We start from the raw sequence: 18,000 nt of genomic DNA, 5'->3' as shown, positions 1-18,000 counted from the left end.
GCGGTGTCCGACACGGGCTACGCTGCCGTTCCATGTCGCCAGACGGACAGCCGGTCCGGCGGTCGGCCGGACAGTCGGCCGGACAGCCGGCCGCCACCGCGATCTTCATCGGCGACTTCGCGATGCCGAGGGGCAGCGCGTTCGGCAGGCACTGGCACAACTTCCACCAACTCGCCTGGGCGGCAAAGGGGTTGCTGCGGGTGACCAGCGAGCGGGGCGCCTGGCTGCTGCCGCCATCGCTGGCACTGTGGATCCCCGCCGGGCTGGCCCATACGACGGAGTCGGAGGGGGACGCCGTCATGCGGAGTCCGTACGTGAATCCGACGGCGTGCCCGGAGATCACCTGGACCGAGCCCACGGTGGTGGCCGTGGACCCGCTGCTCCGGGCGCTCGTCGACCACCTCGTGCGCGGGGACCTCGCCCCGGGTGCCCGGTCGCGGGCCGAAGCCGTACTCCTCGACGTACTGCGTCCCGTACCGGTGACGAGCGTGTCCGTGACCGAGCCCCGGGATCCCCGCACTCGGGCGGTGGCCCGGGCGCTCGCCCAACACCCCGCCGACGGACGCGCGTTGGATGCCTGGGGCAGGGAGGTCGGCGCGAGCGCCCGTACGCTGGCCCGGCTCTTCGTCGCCGAGACGGGCCTCGCCTTCGGCCAGTGGCGCGAACGCCTGCGCATGCAGATCGCGATGCCGCTCCTCGCCGAGGGGCTGACGACCGAGGCGGTGGCCCGGCGGGTGGGTTACGCCTCCGCCAGTTCCTTCGTGGCGGCGTTCCGGCGGATCGTGGGGGTCACGCCTCGGCAGTACTTCCCGGTCCCCGACTGAATGGCCTGGGACTGAGTGGTCTGCGGCTGAAGGGTCTGCAACTGGCGGGCGCGCGCTACGAGTTGCCCGAGCCCGAGTTGGTCTCCGTGGCCCTCTGTCCTCGGCGGTGGGCCGCGACGCGTTCGCGGGTGGCGCAGCGGCGCGAGCAGTAGCGGCGGGCCGGGCCCGGGCCCGAGGTGATGTAGACGTTTTGGCAGGTGGGGGAGGCGCAGAGGCCGCCGGGCGGGCGCTGGTGGTCCCAGAGGAGGACGGTCAACGCCAGGCAGGACGAGGTCAGGAACCACTCGTCCCAGGGGGCGTCGTCGTGGCTGTCGAGGTGGGGGTGCCACGGAGCGCTGCCGCCGTGTGAGGTGAGGCGGAGTGGTCCGGTCTGTTCCGCCAGCAGGCGGTTGAGGGCTGCCGCGGCGGTGTCGACCACCTCGGCGGCGAAGACCTCGCGTAGGAGGAGAGCGGCCGCACGCATCCGTATGACGTCGTCCGGGGTGAGCTCGACGGGCTCCGACTCGCCGTACTCCCGCAGCACTTCGGCGACCGCATCGGTCGCCGCTCTGGGCTGTTGTGGCTTCCGGTCGCCCGTATCGGACAGGACGTTGATCAGGGCCGCTGTGCGCCGGGCGTTGGTCAGGACGGAGTGCCGCGTGGACCAGTCGGCGGAGAGGGCTGCCATGGGCCGAATGTAACGCATATTGCATAGGTTTGAGTTACGTACGTAACGTCGTCCCGGTGAAGAGGCGTTACGCGATGAGGTCCTTCCTCGCCGGGGCGGCAGCGGCGCGGGCGGGGGACGAGATGTCCGGGCCCGCGCTGTTGCTGGCGGGGTACGCGGTCGGAGGGTCGGCCACGGAGGCGTCGGCGCTGCTGGCGGGCATCACGGTCTCGGCGGCGGTCGGCGGCCCACTGCTCGGAGCGCTCCTCGACAGGTCCCCGAGGCCGGGCCGCCTGCTGGCCCTCGCCCTCGCCTTCTACGGGACGGGCCTGGTGCTGATCCTCCTGAGCCTCGTCAGCCGCCTTCCCCTCGAACTCACGGTCCTGATCGCCGTGTTCACGGGGCTGCTCGGGCCGGCTCTCTCGGGCGGCTGGACCGCCCAACTCCCCAGGGTCGTGCCCGGCGAACGGATGCCGCGCGCGAACGCGCTCGACGCGATGACGTTCAGCCTGGCGAGTCTGGTCGGCCCGGCGCTCGCCGGAGCGCTCGCGCATCTCCTCGGAGCATCGGCCGCCGTGGTGGCGTCGGCGGCGCTGATCGCCTTGGCCCTGCCTGCGGCGTGGACCCTGCCGACGGTCCGCTGCCGCGGACGCCAACGCGAACGCGGCCGGGATCGGGACCAGGACCAGGACCGGGATCGAGATCGGGACCAGGGCCGGCGCCGGGATCGAGACCAAGGCCAGAATCAGGCCCAGGCCCAGGCCCAGGCCCAGGCCCAGGCCCAGAATCAGGCCCAGGCCCAGAATCAGGCCCAGGCCCAGGCTCGGGGCAAGACGCCGCCCCCCGCCCCCCTGACCGCCGACCTCGCCGCCGGCATCCGCCACATCGCCCGCACCCGGCCGCTGGCCCGGGCCACCCTCGTCTCGGTCGTCTCCTGTGCGGGTCTGGGCATGCTGGTCACCTGTACCCCGCTGCTCGGTGAGCGGGTCTTCGGTTCGGCTGCCGGCGGCACGCTGCTCCTGACCTGCACGGCGGTCTCGGCCCTCGTCGCCAATGCCGTGCTCGCACGCCGTCCCCGCGCCATCGCGCCGGACACGATCATCTGGGGCAGCACGCTGCTCCTGGCGGTCGCGCTCGTGCTGTCCGCGACCGGCAGTCCGGTCCTGGTCGTCGCGGCGGCCCTGACGGCGGGTGTGGGTGAAGGCCCGCAGCTCGCCGCGCTGTTGGCGATCCGGCACCGGGAGTCAGCTGAACGTCTCCGTAGTCAGGTCTTCACGACAGGCGCGAGCCTCAAGATCACCGGCTTCGCCCTCGGCGCGGCCGTCGCGGGCCCGCTGGTGACGCACTCACTGCAGACCGCGCTCCTGACGGCCGCGGGGGTTCAACTCGTCGCGGGCCTGAGCTTCCACGTGTTCGCTCTCGGCCGGGGCCACTCGGGGCGAGGGGACGCGCTGCTTCAGGAGGGCGACACCGAGCGGGGCGAGGGTGTTTCCCCGTGCTCATGAGCTCCGACTTGCTTCGACTTGCTTCGATGTGTTCCGACCCGCTCCGACCTGCGTTGTGTCGGCAGGGTCGTATGAGCATGACAGCGACGGTGGAAGACCGGGACCATGGGTTCGGACCGGTCGGAAATCCGAGAAGGGGGAACACATGCGGACTTTGACGAGAACGTTAGTCAGCGCCGCCGCGGTCGCCGGGATGCTCGTCGGCAGCCTCGCGGGTGCGAGCAGCGGTTTCGCGGCGACAGGGGAGGCCACGAAGCCGGCGGCGAGCGCCGAGACCGTCAGCCCGCTCGCGGTGGACAACCACGGTCTGACCACGGGGGGAGCCAGAAACGTCCAGTGCTGGCTGATGGACAACTGGGGCTACCCCGGCCCGCTCAACGGCCAGTTGGGCCCCGACAGCTGGAAGGCGATGCAGCGCTTCCTCCAGGCGAACTGGGGGTACACCGGCCTGATCGACGGAATCCCCGGGGTCGGCACCGACAGGTCATTGCTGCGCTTCCTGACGGCGGAGTACGGCTACTCCGGCCCGTTCGACGGAGACTGGGGCCCCATGGCCACGGTCGCCTTCAGGAGGTTCGCCGAGTGGTGCGCCGCGTCGTGCTGACCCAGGTGGACCTCGTCTGCCCGCGCTCCGTCGTGTCGGCCGGCTGACCGGCCGACACGACCGGCCGGTTCAGAAGGCGTGCGCCATCAGCTCCGCGAACAGCGCGTGCTCGTCGACATCGAGGCCGCGCGAGCGGAACCAGCCGCAGATGTTGGCGCAGTCGCGCTGGAGGAAGTTCATCCCGTTGACGTTGCCGACCAGGTCGACGATCTGCGGCAGGTCGATGACGACCAGCCGCTCGCCCGCCGCCAGAATGTTGTACGCGGAGAGGTCGCCGTGCACGACGCCGTTCTGCACCATCGTCGCGAGCGCGTCGGTGAGCTGCTCGAAGTACGACGCCAGCAGCTCGGGTGAGGGCCGGGTCTGGGCGAGCCGGGGCGCGGTCGCGACGGTGCCGTCCTCCTCGACGACGGTGATCCACTCCATCAGGATCTCGGTGCCGTCGATCTGGACCGGGTAGGGAACCGGCAGCCCGAGGTTCCAGAGCCGTACCAGCGCGCCCCACTCGGACACCGCCCACTCGCCGGCCGCGACCTGTCGGCCGAAGGTGCTCTTCCGCTTGATGGCCCGCTCGTCACGTGAGCGTTTCATCGAGCGGCCCTCGGTGTAGGACGCGGAGCGGTGGAAGGTCCGGTGCTCGGGCGAGCGGTACCGCTTGGCCGCCATGACCACCCCGCCGGCGGGGTCGAGCGGGTCGGCGCGCTCGACGAGGTGGACGTCGGCCTCCTTGCCGGTCTTGAGGACGCCGAGTTCGGTGTCGATCGCGCCCTGCGAGGTCACCACCCAGTCCGGGAGCGGCTCGGGGCCACGGCAGAGGGGTTCGACACTGAGCCAGGTCGACCAGCGCTGGCCGTCCTCGACGTCGCCGTAGGAACGGAAATCGAAGACGAACCGGTCGTCGATGTCGCCCAAGTGGCCCAGGTCGTCCGGCTGCGGGACGTGGCGGTAGGGGGCGGCGTCGGTGCTGAAGTCCTCAGGAAACGCCGGGTGTTGAGGCTGCTGAGGGTGTTGAGGGTGCTGCGAGAGATCGTCGTGAGACATCGCTGGAGGTGCTCCATGGGGTACGAGAGAGGCGGTCTGCGGACAGGCCGAGGACAGTCGTGGTCACCGTCACGCCTCCTCTCGTGGAGCACCGGGCAGCTCCCGGTGTCCCGCCCATGGTGAGGGCAGGCCACCGAGAGCGGCAACCGAATAAAGCCGGCCCGCGCCGAGCGCCCCCGGACGCCCGGAGCGGCGCGTCAGAAGGGCAGGCCCCGCAGGTCCACGCCCACGGTGGGATCAGGCAGACCGGCCAGGTCGTAGATCATGGTGGTCAGTGGCGATGTCCGCGGGCCGTCGGGCTGCCGGAAGGTGACGGGCACGGAGAGCCGGCTCCATCCCAACCGCGTGTGGAGCGGGACCAGTTCGGGGCGGCAGAGCAGAGTCATCGTCTCGGCCCCGGCCGCTCGTGCGTGTTCGACCGCCACGCTGACCAGCGTCCGGGCGATGCCCCGGCCTCGATGGGTGGGATGCACCAGCACACCGCTCAACCCCGCGGCACGGCGCGGCGATCCGTCGAAGGCCATGTCCCGCAACAGCCAGCCCGCGGTAGCCACCGGCCGCCCTTCGGAGACAGCGGTGAGGGTGTGCCGCGTGTCGGCCCACACCAGGCCGAGCCCCTTCACCCCGAAGGGGTCGGGCAGGCCATCGCGGAGTGCGGCTCTGTCATCCGGAGAACCGGGGCCCGGCGCATGGACCAGCTGGAGGTCCGTACGGCCGCCGTCCACCACGTGCTCCGCAGCGGCCGTGGCGGCCGTGGCGGCGGGGGCGGTGCGGGCGGCGGGGTCGAACCGGTAGCGCAGACAATGCAGGCCGCTGGACTCGACAGTCCCGTCCGCCTGGGCGCCCAGGCGGCGAAGTACCGCGATCGAGGCCGCGTTGTCGGGGAGAACAAAGGCGAAGACGGCAGGCAGCGAGAGGCGGCGAAACGCCAGGTCCAGGCATGCACGGCCCGCCTCACCGGCGATCCCGCGGCCCTGGGCCCGTGGGTGCAGGGCGAAACCGAGGTCGACTCCGTGCCGGGCCCGATTGCGCAGTCCCACGCGGCCGAGAAACGCGTGCGTTGCCGCGTCCCTGACCGCGAAGTCGCCGTAGCCGTGTCTGGTCCAGTGGGTGACGTGGTCGTCGCACATGGCCTCGGCCGCGGACCGGCTGTCCGCCCGGCCGGTCGCCAGCCATCGCATGACACTGTCCTGACCGACCACGGCCTCGAAGAGATCGTCGCTGTCCCCGCGGCGGATCGGCTCCATCACGAGCCTCTCGGTGCGCAGAACGGGTCCACTTGACCGGGCCACTCGGCAACTCCTCTCGGCAAAGGAGTGAAGGAGCGTACCTGGACGGCCCTTTGGAGCAATCGGGAGTCACTCGGTCGACGTGTCCGGTCACGGCACCATGTGGTGGCTTGGTGGCTGTCGGATGCCCGGCGTTGTCCCGCTCCGCCAGGTTCTGGCGGAGTGAAGCCCTGTTCACGCCCGATTGAACTGGCTCGGACGGGTGAACTCCCGGAGTTCCGCTTGCAGCTCCCGCTCCCGCTCCCGTGGGTTTAGTAAATGCTAAACTCGCGAAAGGGTTGAGGGTGGAAGAGCAGTGGGACGTCTATCTGACCGGCGAGGTGGATCAGTGGCTGAACGACCTTGAGAAGGCCGATCCGGACTCGTATGTCTTCGTCAATCAGGCGATCTGAATCCTCGCCTGCCACGGACCCGCCGAAGGCAGGCCGTTGGTCGACCGGATCAAGGGGTCGGCCTTGCACAATCTGAAGGAACTACGTCCTGGTTCGGCGGGACGGAGTGAGGTGCGCATCCTGTTCGTCTTCGACCCGTGGCGTTCCGCGATCCTGCTGGTGGCCGGGGACAAGTCCGGTAACTGGAACGCCTGGTACGACGAAGCGATCCCGTTGGCCGAGGCCCGGTATGCCGAATACGTGGCTGACCGAAAGAAGGAGTCGGAGAAGTGAGCGGAGACGTCAGGTGGTCGGCCAGCGGGCATCGTGAGCGGGCGGAGGAGCTGTCGGGGGGTCGGGACGCTTTCTTGGAAGGGGCTCAGCGCATGCTGGCCGAGGCCCGGGCCTGGCGACTGGTCGACATGCGGCAGGAACGCGGGTTCACCCAGGCTCAGGTGGCCGAGCGCATGGGCGTGACCAAGGGGCGGATCTCGCAGATCGAGAGTGGTCAGGTGTCCGGGACGGACGTCATGGCTCGGTACGTCGAGGCGCTGGGAGGCAACCTGGTCATGGTTGCGGTCTTTGACGACGGGGAGTTGCGCAAGGTCGGCTGACGCGTCCTGCGCTACCCCGGCGACCCATCTCCGTACAGGAACACGGACCGTCCGCCCGCTTTTCGGGCGGTACGTGTCACACCGCGACGGTTCCGACGAAGTGCGTCCAGGCTGTGGCGCCGATCAGTACAACGGGCCCGCCCACGACCTTGCTGTCCCGCACGGGCACGACACCGGGGACGCCGTCGGCGACTTCGAGGCAGTCCTCCCCGCCACTGCCGCCGCTGTAACTGCTCTTGCGCCAGCGGGCGTTGCTCAGGTCGCACTCGCGCATCGTCTGTGGTCCTCCGCCGCCGACTCGATCAGGGACAGGGCCGCCTCCGGTGACAGCGCGGCGGCCCTGATGAGATCGTAAGACGACTGGGTCCGCTTCACCACCGCTGGTTCGTCCAGCAGGTTCCCCGAAAGCACAGCCTCTGTATAGACAGTTGGCGGGGCGTCCTCGAACTGCATGAGCTTCATCATCTTGCCCATCTCCCGGTGCGCTCCCGTCGCGAACGGCAGTACCTGCACCAGCGCCTTGCGCTCCCGTGCCAGTGCCGCGATGTGGTCCAGTTGGTGGGCCATGACGGCTGGGCCGCCGACCTGGACTCGTAGGACCGTCTCATGGAGGACCACCCAATACACGGGCCTTGTAGCGTCCTTGAGGAGTCGCGTCCGGGCCATGCGTCCCTTGAGCAGTTCCTCGATGTACTCGTCGGCGGCGAGCGGGTTGCCCGCCAGGAACACCGCCTGCGCGTACTCCCGCGTCTGGAGGAGTCCGGGGACCACCGTCGGCGCGTACTCACAGATCTCTGTCGCCAGCCGCTCCAGCTCCACCACGTGGGCGAAATACTCGGTATACGGCTGGTCCTTGATGAGCTTTCGCCAGAGGCGCTCGAAAAAGCCATCGGTTTGTAGGACCTCGTCGATCCGCTTCGCGACATCCAACTGTGGTTTGCGAATGGCCTGTTCGAATTGCCCGATGTAGCCGCCCGACACAAAAACGCGATGACCCAAGTCCACTTGGGTTAACCCCGCATCCTCGCGGCGTCTCTTCAGCTCCGTACCGAAGAACTCCCAAGCCGCCTGCCGCGAACCATTGGCCATGGCCAGCCCCCTTGTACTGCCGTGTACTGCACCGACGTTGCTGAGCGTAGAGGTCTTCCAAAGTCTAAGCGGCAGGCGTCACCGTGGAGATGAAAAGCGTGAAACCCAATTGGAAAGGGGAACACGGTGAAGGCTGACGGGATCGGCCACGCCGCACAGCACTCGGTGGCGTGTGTCGAACAAGCGGAGGAAACGGTGAAGGAATTGCGCGCGGCACTGGCAACGGCAGGAATTAAGTTGCCGACACTGGGGATCGACCCGGCAAGTTTGGCGCGGGAGGCCCCTTGTCCGCTCGTCGAATTGGGGCGGTGTTCCGTCGAGACGGCGGCGCGACTCGCGGCGGTGCTGGGATGAAGCCGACGGTCGGGACGTACGTCGTCGACACGAGGACGGGAAGGGTGGGCGTGGTGATGGGGCACGAGGGACCCTACGTACAGCTGAGGCCGTACGGCGGCGGCAAGGAGTGGGACTGCGCACCGGACACCGTCCGGGGAGCCACCGCGGCGGAACGTCTCAGCGCGGCCACCGCGTACGCCAACGCACGCAGCCGTGGCGAGGTCCCCTGAAACGCTCTGAGGGGCCTGTCATAGGGTGCTGCGCCATGGCGACATGGATATGGAAACGTCGCAGGCGGAAGGCCGCGCGCAAGTACCCCGTTCCCCTCACCATGCACCAGCTGTGGATGGTGTCGCTCAGCGCGCCGGTGAGCCGGGACCGGGACGCCTCGCGGACGACCCTGTACCCGTTCACCCGCATCGACGACGACAAGGCCGGGCGCTGGCTGGCCGACCAGTGGGAGATCACCTCGCGTGACGAACTGGTCGGCCGGCTCGACGGCCTCGCCCGGTCCGGCTACCGCGCCCGCGCCCGGCTGCGGCTCGGCGTCGAACCACTGGCGTGGGACGCGGGTCTGTACGTCGACATCACCCGCCGGGGCTTCGCGTGCGGGATGCTGGGCGAGGCCGACGCGTGGACCGCGCTGAAGAACATCGTCCCGGCGGTGGTGAGGTCGTACGCCTCCTGGAACGAGTACGCCGAGCACTACCTGCTCGGCAGGATGGTCTGGCGGGACAATCTTCGGGGCACCCCGGACGCCCCCGCCCCGCAGGCGGTCTCGGACGCCCATCTGAAGTCGCTCCTGGATCCCGCGAACCGGGCCAGCCCCTGGAACATGGCGCCCTGGCACGCGATCAGCCACCCCGACCACACCCGCTGACTCCGTACGCGAGAATGGGCCCATGAGCCTGTTCCGTGACGACGGCGTTGTCCTGCGCACCCAGAAGCTGGGTGAGGCGGACCGCATCATCACGTTGCTCACTCGCAGTCATGGACGCGTACGTGCCGTCGCGCGGGGCGTACGGCGGACCAAGTCGAAGTTCGGGGCGCGGCTCGAACCCTTCTCCCACGTCGATGTGCAGTTCTTCGCGCGGGGCAGTGAGCTCATCGGGCGCGGGCTGCCGCTGTGCACGCAGAGCGAGACGATCGCTCCGTACGGTGGCGGGATCGTCGCCGACTACGCGCGGTACACCGCCGGGACGGCCATGCTGGAGACCGCCGAGCGGTTCACCGATCACGAGGGTGAGCCGGCCGTGCAGCAGTATCTGCTGCTGGTGGGCGGGCTGCGGACGCTCGCGCAGGGCGAGCACGAGCCGCACCTCATCCTCGACGCCTTCCTGCTGCGCTCCCTCGCGGTCAACGGCTACGCGCCGAGCTTCGGCGACTGCGCGAAATGCGGCATGCCGGGACCGAACCGGTTCTTCTCGGTCGCCGCGGGAGGTTCCGTCTGCGTCGACTGCCGGGTGCCCGGCAGCGTCGTACCCTCGGCGGGGGCCCTCGAACTGCTCGGCGCGCTGCTGACGGGGGACTGGGCGATCGCGGACGCGTGCGAGCCGCGGTACGTCCGGGAGGGCAGCGGTCTGGTGTCGGCCTATCTGCACTGGCACCTGGAGCGCGGACTGCGCTCGCTGCGTTACGTGGAGAAGTAAGCAGACAGAAGTACCCGTAGACACGTCACGTATGACACGTCACGTATGGCACGTCACGTATGAGGAGACGAGAAGCACATGGTGGTACGCGGGATCCTGGGGCGCCAGCGCCGCGAGTACAAGACGCCGGAGCCGCACCCGTCCGGCGCGCGCTCGCCCAAGCTGCCCGGCGAGCTGATCCCGAACCACGTGGCGTGCGTGATGGACGGGAACGGCCGCTGGGCCAAGGAGCGCGGGCTGCCGCGCACCGAGGGGCACCGGGTCGGCGAGGGCGTCGTCATGGACGTCCTCAAGGGGTGTCTGGAGCTGGGCGTCAAGAACCTCTCGCTGTACGCCTTCTCGACGGAGAACTGGAAGCGGTCGCCCGAGGAGGTCCGCTTCCTGATGAACTTCAACAAGGACGTCATCCGGCGCCGTCGCGACGAGATGGACGAGCTCGGCATCCGGATCCGCTGGGTCGGCCGTATGCCCAAGCTGTGGAAGTCCGTCGTCCACGAGCTCCAGATCGCCCAGGAGCAGACGCAGAAGAACGACGCGATGACGTTGTACTTCTGCGTCAACTACGGCGGTCGCGCCGAACTCGCCGACGCCGCGAAGGCGCTGGCCGCGGATGTCGCCGCCGGGAAGCTCGACCCGGCCAAGGTCTCCGAGAAGACCATCCAGAAGTACCTCTACTACCCGGACATGCCGGACGTGGACCTGTTCCTGCGCCCGAGCGGTGAGCAGCGCACGTCCAACTACCTGATCTGGCAGTCCAGTTACGCCGAGATGGTCTTCCAGGACGTCCTGTGGCCCGACTTCGACCGCCGCGACCTGTGGCGCGCGTGCGTGGAGTACGCCTCCCGCGACCGCCGCTTCGGCGGCGCCGTCCCGAACGAGGACCTCCTCGCGATGGAAGAGGGCATGCGGGGGCGCCCCGACGGGGCCTGATCGTTACGGCCCCGATCCGTCAGTGGGATCGCCTGTGGCCCGCACCTCGGTGCGGGCCACAGGCGATCCATTTCCGTCAGTCCATTTCCGTCAGCCCGTTTCCGCCGGTCCGTTCACGTCAGTGGTTCCCGCGCGAGAGCAGTAGGCCGCACGCGCTCGTCACGCTCTCGCACGCGGCGTCGCCCACGGCCAGTACGGTGCGGGTGCCGGGAACGCCTTCGATGGCGTAGACCGTGCTGCCCCAGCTCGTCGAGGTGAGCTCGGCCGGAAGTTCCTCGTCGGTCCAGGTGGTGCCGTCCCAGCGGGAGAACAGCGCGTGGCCGCCGCCCTGGGGCGGCCAGCCCGCGACCCACACGCCTCCCGAGCCGTCCGAGCCCACGGCGTTCACCTCATCGACCGCGGGGGCGGGCAGCTGCTGCCACGTGCGGCCGTTCCAGCGCGTGGAGAGCAGCGCGGTCGGCGTCCCGGGATCGTTGGTCTTGCCCAGCACCTGAACCGTTCCGCGCTTGGTCGAAACGATGCGGTTGGCCACCCAGCCGGGACCGTACTCGAAGGGAACGGGGACGGTCCGCACCGTCCAGCGGCGGCCGTCGAAGTGGTGGATGAGGGACGTGGCGACGCCGTCCGTCTCGCTCAGGGAGCTGACCCACACGTCGTCGGGGCCGGTGCCGGTGATGCTCGATGGCTCCACCGGCCTGCCGTCCGGTGCCGGGGGCAGTGCCGTACGGCTCCACCTGCGGCCGTCCCAGTGCTCCAGCTGTCCGGAGTACGCCTTGGCCGGGTCCGTCGCCGTCGGGTTCCAGTCCATGGTGGTCAGCCACACGGAGTCCGCGCCCACCGACTTCAGTTCCAGGACGAAACGCATCCATCCCTCGGCGGGTGCCGGACGCGCCACCGGCTTCCAGCGGGTGCCGTTCCAGTGCTGGAGCACGATCGCGTTGGCGGCCGCGGGGAGCGCGGAGCCCTTGCGGAGCCGGTCCGCCAGGGTGTTCGGCAGCCGCTCCAGGAGGGTGTCCGGCAGCCGGCCGGCCTTGAGGCCCTCCGGCGTCCGGGCGGTGCCCGGGGAGGCGGCGGCCATCTCGATGTCGTTGTACGTTCCGGCCGCCCAGACGTCGTCCGGGCCCGAGGCGGCCACCGCGTCCAACTGCGCGGGTCTGCCGTCGGTCCCCGCGAGCGGAACATCGCTCCACCGGGTGCCGTCCCAGTGCCTGGCCACCGGAGTCGTGGCCCAGGACTCGTCCGTCTTCCTGCCCACCGCCCACGCGTCGTCGCGGCCCGTCGCGGTGACGTCGTGGAAGCCGATCGACTCCGCCCCGGACAGCGGCAACGTCAGCTTCCAGGGCGTCCTCGCGAGGGCGGCCCCCTGCTCGGCCGACACCTGCGCCTGCTCCGGCGCCTGTGCCTGCGCGGCATACGGAGTGAGTGCGATGGCGCAGGCCGCGAGTGCGGTGGCCACGCGGGCGGCGGGTGAAGCCGACCGCCGTACAGGTGTTGTCATCTTCTCCTGTGCTCCCACTGGATCCTGTTGCTCTTGCCGGAGGGCGTTGAGGGCGTTGAGGGTGCCGAGGGCGTTCCCGGCGGTGCTCCGGAGGGTGTTCCGCCGGAGCACCCGCGCTCAGTCCTGAGCGTTCTTCGGCACCGTGATCTGGTTCTCGCCCCAGCTCATCCGGGTCGTCGCCGTGTAGTTCACCGTCGTGCCCGCGGCGAGGCCCGCTTCCCGGGCCCGGGCCGAGGGGTCGGCCAGCACGAGCTGCTCGGCGAGCAGCTCGCCGGTGGACCTGTCGACGACCAGCCGCTGTTCCACGCTGCCCAGCGGTGTCTTCGCCGTGCCGGGGAAGGCGAAACCGACGCCCTCGCGCCCCAGCGGATCGGTGACGCGTCCCAGCCCACGGACGCCGGGCAGGTCCGCCATCACCCGGTACGCGGCCGCCCGGACGGCGGGCTTCACCGGCATCGTGATGAGATCGGCCGCCTGGCGCAGCACGTACGCCGTGCGGCCGACGCCCGCGTCGGCACTGCCGTCCGCCGCGTGCAGCCGCTCCAGCTCCTGGCGCAACTTCCCGCTGTCGGAGGGCAGTTCACGCACATCCTGGTAGGAGACGTTCCGCGGGCCGATGGCGTAGATCTTGTCGTCGGCGTCCGTCCGCATGACCGTCGGCTGCCCGGTTCCCATCTTGTAACCGAGCGTGCCGCCCTGCTCGTTCCCCGTGACCTCGGCCTGCAGCGTTCCGGGCGAGCCGGCGGCCTGCCAGCGGGCCCGGTCCTCCTTGGTCCGGGGCTCGACCACGGCGTCGATACCGGAGACCATCAGGCTCTTGGTTCCCGGGCGCACGCCCACCGACCACTCCGCGGTCGCCTTGTCGCGCACGGCGAAGAGCGCTCCCGGCTCACCGACGACGTTCACGTCCTCCGAGCGCGTGGTGGTCTGCCAGTACGTGCCCTCGGCGGCCGGCGTCTCCGCCTTCTTCGCCACACTGAGCAGTTCGAGGCGGCCGTCGACGCGGACGTCACCCTGGGCGTCCGACGCCGAGGAACCCGGGCGCACGCCCAGCGGATCCTCCTGGTCGAGAGTGCTCACGACCACCGCGGACGCCGCGACGGCCGCGAGGGCCACCACGGCCCCGAGCGGCCGGAACCCGCTCCAGAGGCGGCGCGGCTCCGGGGAGCGTGCCACGCGATCGTGGGTCGCTCCGGCCAGGATGCGTGCCAGGTCGTCGTACTGCCGAGTGGAGCCCGCCAGCCTGGACGGGTCCAGCTCGTCGGGCCGGGCGCTCGCGAGCACCTCCATGACGTCGGGCCGCCCGGACCGTTCGCGGGTGTTCTTCATGTGAGTGCTCCTTCGGGGTCAGTGCGGTGCGGGGGCTGCGGGAGTCGGGCGGAGGCCGCCTTCTGCGCGGATCCCGGTCTCTGCGCGGACATCGGTTCCGGTACGGACGCCGGTTCCGGTACGGACACGGGTTCCGGTGCGGGTGTCGCCTTGGGTGCAGGTGCCGTGTCCGCCGAGTACGCGGGCTCCAGGGCCTTCTCCAGACGGCGGCGGGCCCGGTGCAGCCGGACGGTCAGCGTCGCGGTGGTGCAGCCCAGGACCCGTGCGGCCTGCTTGGAGGTCAGCCCGTGCCAGGCGATCAGCGTCAGCAGTTCCCGGTCGGCGTCGGAGAGGCTCGCCAGGGCCTGCAGCGCGGCTTCCCGGTCGGTCACGTCCGCCGCGACGTCACCGACGTCGGCCCGGGCGCCGCTGCTGATGCGCTGTGCCTCCGCGGCGGCGAGGGCGTACTGGTGGCTGTCCCGGCGGCGCAGCTCGCGCACCAGGTTGCGGGCCACTCCCAGGAGCCAGGGCAGTGCGGGCTGCGGAATGTCCCGCACCCGCCGCCAGGCCACGGTGAGTGTCTCGCTGGTGATGTCCTCTCCTACCTGCCGTCCCACCAGGCTCGTGGTGTAGGCGAGGACGCGCGGGTAGCACTCCTCGTAGATTTCCCGGAAGCGTTGGGCATGTGTCACGCGCCGTCCCTTCATCTCGGCTCTCTTACCAAGCAATGCGCGTGGCGGCCCACTTCTTACAGGGGAGCCGAAAAAACCCTTCCGGGCCGACATCAACTCGTCGGCCCGGAAGGGCATTCGCACCATTTGGGGGCGCGGGGAACGGCGTAATCCTTTGGTTTTCAGGGGCGCGGGGAACGGCGCAGTCTTCTAGGGGCGCGGGGGAACTGCGCGACCAGCCCGCACCGGCCCGCACCCGAGCACGAACCGCCCCCGCACTACCCCTTGGCAGCGCGCGCGGCGCACTCCGCGCAGGTGCCGAAGATCTCCACCGTGTGAGCCACGTTCACATAGCCGTGCTCGGCGGCGATCGCCTCCGCCCACTTCTCGACGGCCGGCCCCTCCACCTCGACGGCCTTGCCGCACACCCGGCACACGAGGTGGTGATGGTGGTCGCCGCTCTCACAGCGGCGGTACACGGACTCGCCGTCCGACGTGCGCAGGACGTCCACCTCGCCCGCGTCGGCGAGGGACTGCAGCGTGCGGTACACCGTGGTCAGCCCTACGGAGTCGCCCTTGTGCTTGAGCATGTCGTGCAGGTCCTGGGCACTGCGGAACTCGTCGACCTCGTCGAGCGCCGCCGCCACGGCGGCACGCTGCCGGGTGGAACGGCCCCGAACGGGCGGTCCAGCGGTCGTCACCGTTGCCTCCAAACGTCTGCGGCTTGCCGGGCCATTGTGCCAGCTCGGGCAAGGCCGACGAGTGTCAGTCAGACGCCGATCTTCCCGGTGGGTGTGCGGGTGGCCGGAATCGCACATTCCGCCGGGTCGCCGGCCTCCTGGGCCGCGGCCTGCGCGGCGGCCCGTGCCCTGCGCCGGGCCAGTGGTGTGGCCAACGCCGTGAGCAGGATGAACACGCCGATGGTCAACAGGACGATCGTCGCACCGGGCGGCACGTCCTGGTAGTACGAGGTCACCGTGCCGCCGATGGTCACGCTCACCCCGATCGCCACCGCGATCGCGAACGTGGCGGCGAAACTGCGGCTGAGCTGCTGCGCGGCGGCCACCGGCACCACCATCAGCGCGGAGACCAGCAGCAGGCCGACGACCCGCATGGCGACCGTGACGGTGACCGCCGCGGTGACGGCCGTGAGCAGGTTCAGGGCGCGCACCGGCAGCCCGGTGACCCGCGCGAACTCCTCGTCCTGGCTCACCGCGAACAGCTGCCTGCGCAGCCCGACCGTGACGAGCACGACGAAGGCCGCCAGCAGACAGATCGCCGTCACGTCCTCCTCGGAGACCGTGGAGAGCGAGCCGAAGAGGTACGAGGTCAGGTTGGCGTTGGAGCCGCCGGGCGCGAGGTTGATGAACATCACACCGCCCGCCATGCCCCCGTAGAAGAGCATCGCCAGCGCGATGTCGCCGCGCGTCTTCCCGTACCAGCGGATCAGTTCCATCAGGATCGCGCCGACCACGGAGACGGCCGTCGCCATCCACACCGGGGACCAGGAGAGCAGGAAGCCGAGGCCGACGCCGGTCATCGCGACATGGCCGATGCCGTCGCCCAGCAGGGCCTGGCGGCGCTGTACGAGGTAGATGCCGACGGCGGGCGCGGTGATGCCGACGAGGACCGCGGCGAGCAGGGCCCGCTGCATGAAGGCGTAGTCGAGGATTTCGAGGTTCATGGCGATCAGCTCAGCAGTCCCGTCCGGATCGGTTCGGCGTCGTGAGCCGCGTGGGGGTGTACGTGGTCGTGGCCGGGCAGCGCGTGCTGGCCGAGCGCCTGCGGGGGCGGGCCGTCGTGCGTGACGCAGCCGTCGCGCAGCACGACCGCGCGGTCGATCAGCGGCTCCAGCGGGCCCAGTTCGTGCAGGACGAGCAGGACGGACGCGCCCTGGGCGACCTGATCGCGCAGGGTCTGGGCGAGGACCTCCTGGCTGGCCAGGTCCACACCGGCCATCGGCTCGTCCATGATCAGCAGCTCGGGCCCGGCGGCGAGGGCACGGGCGATGAGTACGCGCTGGTGCTGCCCGCCGGACAGCGCGTTCACCGAGTCCTTGGCGCGGTCCGCGAGCCCGACCAGGCCGATGGCCCGCCGGACCGCCTCGCGGTCGGCCCCGCGCAGGACACCGAAGCGGGCACGGGACAGCCGCCCGGAGGACACCACCTCGGTGACAGTGGCGGGCACTCCGCCGGCGGCGGTCGTGCGCTGCGGTACGTAACCCACGCGCGCCCAGTCGCGGAAGCGGCGCCGCGGGGTGCCGAACAGCTCGATCTCACCGCCGGTGACCGGGACTTGGCCGATGACCGTGCGGACGGCCGTCGACTTGCCGGAGCCGTTGGCGCCGAGCAGCGCGACGACCTCACCGCGGTTCACGGTGAGGTCGATACCGCGCAGGACGGGGCGAGAGCCGAGCTCGGCCGTCACACCGCGCAGGGAGATGACGGTCGATGCGCCGGACTCGTCCCTCGTGCCGCCGTCCTTCATGCCGCCACCCTCCGGGGGTTGGTCACTTCGCGCCCAGTGCCGACTGCAGCGCCTTGAGGTTGGACTCCATCACCTGGAAGTAGTCGTCGCCGCGGGACTTCTTCGTGATGCCCTCGATCGGGTCGAGCACATCGGTCCTGAGGTCCGCGTCCGCGGCGATGGTCTTCGCGGTCTTGTCGCTGACGAGCGTCTCGTAGAAGACCGTGGAGACGCCGTCGGCCTTGGCCATCTTCTCAAGGCCCTTGACGCGGTTCGCGCTGGGCTCGCTCTCCGGGTCCAGGCCGTTGATGGCCTCCTCGGTGAGGCCGTAGCGCTCGGCGAGATAGCCGAAGGCGGCGTGCGTGGTGATGAAGACCTTCGTCCGCGTGTTCTTGAGGCCGTCCTCGAACTGCGTGTCGAGAGCGTCCAGTTGCTTCACCAGGGCCGCGGTGTTCTTCGTGTAGTCCGCCGCGTTGTCCGGGTCGGCCTTCTCGAAGGCCTTGCCCACACCCTCGGCGACCTCGGCGTACTTCACGGGGTCGAGCCAGATGTGCGGGTCCTCGCCGGAGCCCTCCTCGCCCTCGTGGTCGTCGTGCTCGGCCGCGTGGCCGCCGACCTCGTTGCCGTGCTTCTCCAGGCCGGTGAGGGTGGCCGCGTCGATCTTGGTCTTGATCTCGGACTGGGCGACCGCGTCGTCGACGGAGGGCTGGAGGTTCTTCAGGTACAGGGCCACGTCCGACTCCTGCAGCTGCGCGGTCTGCTTGGCGCTGATCTCCAGGTCGTGCGGCTCCTGGCCGGGCTCGGTCAGCGTGCTCACACTGACGTGGTCCCCGCCTATCCGCTCGGCTATGAACTGCAACGGGTAGAACGACGCCACGACGTCGAGCTTCCCGCTGTTGCCGTCGGCCGCGTTGGACTCGGACGAGCAGGCGGAGAGGAGCCCGAGACCCAGGGCGGTGGCCGCGGCGACCGCGGTGCCGGTTACAAGACGTCGTCGTACGTTCATGACACCCATTTTCAACAAATCTGGAAACGATTGTCAATAACGCGTCTTGTGATCCGGGCTTCATCCCGGTATGGGAGAGGTGTGACGGGGGAGGTGGGGGCGGTGTGCGGCCAGGACCCCAACCGATTTGATCCGGGGGCAGGGGCCGCCGGT

The 18,000-nt window shown here is 70.1% G+C and carries 21 protein-coding genes and 1 pseudogene; 10 read left to right on the top strand and 12 right to left on the bottom strand.

The features are described from left to right. Positions 1–32 precede the first annotated feature (32 nt). Positions 33–824 (top strand): helix-turn-helix transcriptional regulator, encoded by a 792-nt coding sequence (locus ACH4YP_RS20740; protein WP_361067013.1) that lies wholly within the window; start codon positions 33–35, stop codon positions 822–824. Between the two features lie 55 nt (positions 825–879). On the opposite strand, the gene ACH4YP_RS20735 is transcribed toward ACH4YP_RS20740, so the two are convergent. Beyond that, positions 880–1,491, bottom strand: coding sequence for a CGNR zinc finger domain-containing protein (locus ACH4YP_RS20735; RefSeq protein ID WP_398491674.1), 612 nt, complete (start codon positions 1,489–1,491; stop codon positions 880–882). A gap of 56 nt (positions 1,492–1,547) precedes the next feature. Here ACH4YP_RS20735 and ACH4YP_RS20730 point away from each other — a divergent pair, with 56 nt between their 5' ends. Both ACH4YP_RS20730 and ACH4YP_RS20725 read left to right on the top strand, forming a co-directional pair. After that, positions 1,548–2,975, top strand: coding sequence for an MFS transporter (locus ACH4YP_RS20730; protein ID WP_398491672.1), 1,428 nt, complete (start codon positions 1,548–1,550; stop codon positions 2,973–2,975). 145 nt (positions 2,976–3,120) lie between these two features. Then, positions 3,121–3,579, top strand: coding sequence for a peptidoglycan-binding protein (locus ACH4YP_RS20725; protein ID WP_361067022.1), 459 nt, complete (start codon positions 3,121–3,123; stop codon positions 3,577–3,579). Positions 3,580–3,648: 69 nt separating this feature from the next. Here ACH4YP_RS20725 and ACH4YP_RS20720 read toward each other — a convergent pair whose 3' ends face one another. Together ACH4YP_RS20720 and ACH4YP_RS20715 are read right to left on the bottom strand one after the other, a co-directional pair. Then, positions 3,649–4,620 carry a serine protein kinase RIO gene (locus ACH4YP_RS20720; RefSeq protein WP_398491670.1) on the bottom strand — a complete coding sequence of 324 codons (972 nt, stop codon included), beginning with the start codon at positions 4,618–4,620 and terminating at the stop codon, positions 3,649–3,651. 197 nt (positions 4,621–4,817) lie between these two features. Next, the gene (locus ACH4YP_RS20715; protein ID WP_398491668.1) at positions 4,818–5,912 is read right to left on the bottom strand and encodes a GNAT family N-acetyltransferase; all 1,095 of its coding nucleotides are present in this window, start codon (positions 5,910–5,912) and stop codon (positions 4,818–4,820) included. 281 nt (positions 5,913–6,193) lie between these two features. On the opposite strand from ACH4YP_RS20715, the pseudogene ACH4YP_RS20710 reads away from it, so the two are divergent. Then, positions 6,194–6,574 (top strand): annotated as a pseudogene (locus ACH4YP_RS20710) (type II toxin-antitoxin system RelE/ParE family toxin). Further along, positions 6,571–6,894, top strand: coding sequence for a helix-turn-helix domain-containing protein (locus tag ACH4YP_RS20705; RefSeq protein WP_398491666.1), 324 nt, complete (start codon positions 6,571–6,573; stop codon positions 6,892–6,894). Before ACH4YP_RS20710 ends, ACH4YP_RS20705 begins: the two are co-directional and overlap by 4 nt. A gap of 76 nt (positions 6,895–6,970) precedes the next feature. On the opposite strand, the gene ACH4YP_RS20700 is transcribed toward ACH4YP_RS20705, so the two are convergent. Both ACH4YP_RS20700 and ACH4YP_RS20695 read right to left on the bottom strand, forming a co-directional pair. Next, entirely contained in the window at positions 6,971–7,168 is a 198-nt protein-coding gene (locus ACH4YP_RS20700) for a DUF397 domain-containing protein (protein ID WP_398491664.1), read from the bottom strand. Continuing rightward, the gene (locus tag ACH4YP_RS20695; protein WP_398491662.1) at positions 7,150–7,983 is read right to left on the bottom strand and encodes a Scr1 family TA system antitoxin-like transcriptional regulator; all 834 of its coding nucleotides are present in this window, start codon (positions 7,981–7,983) and stop codon (positions 7,150–7,152) included. The genes ACH4YP_RS20700 and ACH4YP_RS20695 overlap by 19 nt, the downstream gene beginning before the upstream one ends. Positions 7,984–8,109: 126 nt before the next feature. Between ACH4YP_RS20695 and ACH4YP_RS20690 the strand changes: the two genes are divergently transcribed. From ACH4YP_RS20690 to ACH4YP_RS20670, 5 genes are all read left to right on the top strand, one after another. Then, a complete protein-coding gene (locus ACH4YP_RS20690; protein WP_361067043.1) occupies positions 8,110–8,337 on the top strand; it encodes a hypothetical protein in 228 nt (75 codons plus the stop codon). Beyond that, entirely contained in the window at positions 8,334–8,549 is a 216-nt protein-coding gene (locus ACH4YP_RS20685) for a hypothetical protein (protein WP_361067046.1), read from the top strand. The genes ACH4YP_RS20690 and ACH4YP_RS20685 overlap by 4 nt, the downstream gene beginning before the upstream one ends. Before the next feature lie 35 nt (positions 8,550–8,584). Then, positions 8,585–9,199, top strand: a complete 615-nt coding sequence (locus ACH4YP_RS20680; RefSeq protein WP_398491659.1) for a DUF1266 domain-containing protein — start codon at positions 8,585–8,587, stop codon at positions 9,197–9,199. A 22-nt stretch (positions 9,200–9,221) separates the two neighbouring features. Beyond that, positions 9,222–9,968: a DNA repair protein RecO gene (gene recO / locus ACH4YP_RS20675; protein WP_398491657.1), complete on the top strand. Its 747-nt coding sequence runs from the start codon at positions 9,222–9,224 to the stop codon at positions 9,966–9,968. Between the two features lie 78 nt (positions 9,969–10,046). After that, positions 10,047–10,898, top strand: coding sequence for an isoprenyl transferase (locus ACH4YP_RS20670; protein WP_361067055.1), 852 nt, complete (start codon positions 10,047–10,049; stop codon positions 10,896–10,898). Between the two features lie 118 nt (positions 10,899–11,016). Here ACH4YP_RS20670 and ACH4YP_RS20665 read toward each other — a convergent pair whose 3' ends face one another. The 7 genes from ACH4YP_RS20665 to ACH4YP_RS20635 form a co-directional block, all read right to left on the bottom strand. Beyond that, positions 11,017–12,396: a hypothetical protein gene (locus ACH4YP_RS20665; protein WP_361067058.1), complete on the bottom strand. Its 1,380-nt coding sequence runs from the start codon at positions 12,394–12,396 to the stop codon at positions 11,017–11,019. 117 nt (positions 12,397–12,513) lie between these two features. Next, positions 12,514–13,725, bottom strand: coding sequence for a CU044_5270 family protein (locus ACH4YP_RS20660; protein WP_361067061.1), 1,212 nt, complete (start codon positions 13,723–13,725; stop codon positions 12,514–12,516). Next, positions 13,722–14,396 (bottom strand): sigma-70 family RNA polymerase sigma factor, encoded by a 675-nt coding sequence (locus ACH4YP_RS20655; protein ID WP_361067064.1) that lies wholly within the window; start codon positions 14,394–14,396, stop codon positions 13,722–13,724. The genes ACH4YP_RS20660 and ACH4YP_RS20655 overlap by 4 nt, the downstream gene beginning before the upstream one ends. Positions 14,397–14,653: 257 nt before the next feature. Further along, positions 14,654–15,076: a Fur family transcriptional regulator gene (locus ACH4YP_RS20650; RefSeq protein ID WP_361067067.1), complete on the bottom strand. Its 423-nt coding sequence runs from the start codon at positions 15,074–15,076 to the stop codon at positions 14,654–14,656. A gap of 68 nt (positions 15,077–15,144) precedes the next feature. Beyond that, positions 15,145–16,059 (bottom strand): metal ABC transporter permease, encoded by a 915-nt coding sequence (locus ACH4YP_RS20645; protein WP_361067070.1) that lies wholly within the window; start codon positions 16,057–16,059, stop codon positions 15,145–15,147. 5 nt (positions 16,060–16,064) lie between these two features. After that, positions 16,065–16,862, bottom strand: coding sequence for a metal ABC transporter ATP-binding protein (locus ACH4YP_RS20640; protein WP_361067073.1), 798 nt, complete (start codon positions 16,860–16,862; stop codon positions 16,065–16,067). Positions 16,863–16,884: 22 nt separating this feature from the next. Continuing rightward, positions 16,885–17,847, bottom strand: a complete 963-nt coding sequence (locus tag ACH4YP_RS20635) for a metal ABC transporter substrate-binding protein (protein WP_361067076.1) — start codon at positions 17,845–17,847, stop codon at positions 16,885–16,887. Between the last annotated feature and the right edge of the window lie 153 nt (positions 17,848–18,000).

The organism is Streptomyces sp. NPDC020747, assembly GCF_044334695.1.
GTDB lineage: Bacteria > Actinomycetota > Actinomycetes > Streptomycetales > Streptomycetaceae > Streptomyces.
This window is presented reverse-complemented; position numbering and strand designations above follow the sequence as displayed.

Coding starts and splice junctions, on each gene's coding strand:
- ACH4YP_RS20740 (WP_361067013.1), top strand. CDS start 33: ATGTCGCCAGACGGACAGCCGGTCCGGCGGTCGGCCGGACAGTCGGCC.
- ACH4YP_RS20735 (WP_398491674.1), bottom strand. CDS start 1,491: ATGGCAGCCCTCTCCGCCGACTGGTCCACGCGGCACTCCGTCCTGACC.
- ACH4YP_RS20725 (WP_361067022.1), top strand. CDS start 3,121: ATGCGGACTTTGACGAGAACGTTAGTCAGCGCCGCCGCGGTCGCCGGG.
- ACH4YP_RS20720 (WP_398491670.1), bottom strand. CDS start 4,620: ATGTCTCACGACGATCTCTCGCAGCACCCTCAACACCCTCAGCAGCCT.
- ACH4YP_RS20700 (WP_398491664.1), bottom strand. CDS start 7,168: ATGCGCGAGTGCGACCTGAGCAACGCCCGCTGGCGCAAGAGCAGTTAC.
- ACH4YP_RS20695 (WP_398491662.1), bottom strand. CDS start 7,983: ATGGCCAATGGTTCGCGGCAGGCGGCTTGGGAGTTCTTCGGTACGGAG.
- ACH4YP_RS20685 (WP_361067046.1), top strand. CDS start 8,334: ATGAAGCCGACGGTCGGGACGTACGTCGTCGACACGAGGACGGGAAGG.
- ACH4YP_RS20680 (WP_398491659.1), top strand. CDS start 8,585: ATGGCGACATGGATATGGAAACGTCGCAGGCGGAAGGCCGCGCGCAAG.
- recO (WP_398491657.1), top strand. CDS start 9,222: ATGAGCCTGTTCCGTGACGACGGCGTTGTCCTGCGCACCCAGAAGCTG.
- ACH4YP_RS20670 (WP_361067055.1), top strand. CDS start 10,047: ATGGTGGTACGCGGGATCCTGGGGCGCCAGCGCCGCGAGTACAAGACG.
- ACH4YP_RS20665 (WP_361067058.1), bottom strand. CDS start 12,396: ATGACAACACCTGTACGGCGGTCGGCTTCACCCGCCGCCCGCGTGGCC.
- ACH4YP_RS20660 (WP_361067061.1), bottom strand. CDS start 13,725: ATGAAGAACACCCGCGAACGGTCCGGGCGGCCCGACGTCATGGAGGTG.
- ACH4YP_RS20645 (WP_361067070.1), bottom strand. CDS start 16,059: ATGAACCTCGAAATCCTCGACTACGCCTTCATGCAGCGGGCCCTGCTC.
- ACH4YP_RS20640 (WP_361067073.1), bottom strand. CDS start 16,862: ATGAAGGACGGCGGCACGAGGGACGAGTCCGGCGCATCGACCGTCATC.
- ACH4YP_RS20635 (WP_361067076.1), bottom strand. CDS start 17,847: ATGAACGTACGACGACGTCTTGTAACCGGCACCGCGGTCGCCGCGGCC.